This window comes from Verrucomicrobium sp. 3C, from assembly GCF_000379365.1.
In the GTDB taxonomy this organism is placed as follows: domain Bacteria; phylum Verrucomicrobiota; class Verrucomicrobiia; order Methylacidiphilales; family Methylacidiphilaceae; genus Methylacidimicrobium.
The window spans coordinates 88,353-89,841 of the sequence record NZ_KB901878.1 but is presented as its reverse complement, the minus strand read 5'-3'; the positions used below and the strand labels follow the sequence as shown (position 1 = coordinate 89,841).

The 1,489-nt window shown below is 60.9% G+C and carries 2 protein-coding genes; one reads left to right on the top strand and one right to left on the bottom strand.

Translation table 11 applies throughout. From position 1 onward, the window contains the following. A partial coding sequence (locus A37A_RS20870; RefSeq protein WP_196799654.1) for a hypothetical protein occupies positions 1 to 232 on the top strand: 232 nt, incomplete at its 5' end. Between the two features lie 737 nt (positions 233 to 969). Here A37A_RS20870 and A37A_RS20320 read toward each other — a convergent pair. Further along, the gene (locus A37A_RS20320) at positions 970 to 1,131 is read right to left on the bottom strand and encodes a hypothetical protein (RefSeq protein WP_155996715.1); all 162 of its coding nucleotides are present in this window, start codon (positions 1,129 to 1,131) and stop codon (positions 970 to 972) included. Between the last annotated feature and the right edge of the window lie 358 nt (positions 1,132 to 1,489).

The following is a 1,489-nucleotide window of genomic DNA, read 5'->3' as shown; positions in this document are numbered from 1 at the left end:
TGACCGGCTCCTGGAGAAGAAACTCAAGGCGGCCAATCTCCCCTTCTCCAGCGAGCAAGCTTGGGTTGCCCTCCGAACCATCCATCTGGTGGAGTTCGCCTTCGGAAATGAAAAACGTCGCGGGGTCACCGCCGGGAACCATCAGGCCCGGCAAATCCTCTCCGCCTTGCACATCTCTGCCCGGGAGCCGCCGCCCCAAAGGGCAAAAATGGGTCCTGTAGTGCCAATTTGAAATGACGGGTACTGCCTCACAACGACTTACGAGACCTTCCCCCAAACATGGGTCGGCGGAACGCGGGGAGAATCCCCGCGCAACAACAGGGCAGCGCTGTTCCGCTGCGACTGAAGTAATAGATGCAGCTTAAATTCGGAGAAAATCTGTGTTGCCATCGGGGTCCACTCAACACGAGGGTGATCCGCACCGAACGTCGGCCCGGTCAAGGGCGTGACTGCGGGTGCCGCGGGAGCCGCACTGCGCCGAGTCAGTGAAGGTCGCCCGCTCGAAGGAAACGCGAGATTGGGCGTAGACCACAAAGCTCGCTCCCCCGCCGCTCCCTGCCATCGAACGAGCGACGCTCCTCCCGGAGCAAATCGGCAGTCGGCCGAGCGGGGCCAAAACGCTGCTGCCCGCCCAAGAAGGCGGCCATTCTCACCGGATGGCCGGATTCGCGATTCTCCCGCCCATTGTCCTAATGAGATAGACGTGGCCTCGCCGTCTACCTCCTGGTCCCTCTGCTGCCCTCTTCTCCTTCGGCTGCTTATTGCCACCGTTTGTCACTTTTCCACGCTCTCGGCACCTGGGCAGTACATGACGGAAATTCTGCCCAGCGAAAGCCCGGCTCCCCAAGCTGCGCCCTCCGCGCCGGAAGCAAACGCGCCCGCTGCGGCAGATCAGGAGCGCGCCACGGTCATCCCCGCCTCCGCAGCCTGCGACCCATGCCCTCCTCCTCCCACTCCCGCTGGCGCCAATCATGCCGTCCGGCAAGCGGCAGCCCAGGTGGCGGCAGCAGCGGCGGGGACGTTGGCCAACGGGGCGATCATCAGCGTCAGTACGAGCAGCCGAAGCCCGCATAACGAGAACGGCAACGCGAAGAAACGCTCCTTGATGCCCTGCGGGAGTTCCTCCTCCAATTACTACTCCCCGGGCGTCCCTTCTTCTTCCCTCAAGCCTCTCTCCGGCTCGGCGAGCAATCTCATCCAGAAGGTCAATGAAAATCAGATCCAGGCTTTCCTCTCGGCAGGGCCTTTTTTTATGAACGGTCAAGTGATTCTGCGCCAGGGAGGGAAAGAAAGGCTAGACATGAGGCGACTTTTTCGATGCCATAGGCTCGATGAAACAGCTTTTCCATTTAAGAGCCGATGGGGCAAGGGATTGCGGACTGGAAGTTTCGATTGCCAGTTCTCCCGAAGAAATCGAATGGTTCGATGGGCAGTTGAAGGAGCGCCACTATCTGGGGGCGGGGCGATCGGTAGGCGACTATTTACGCCA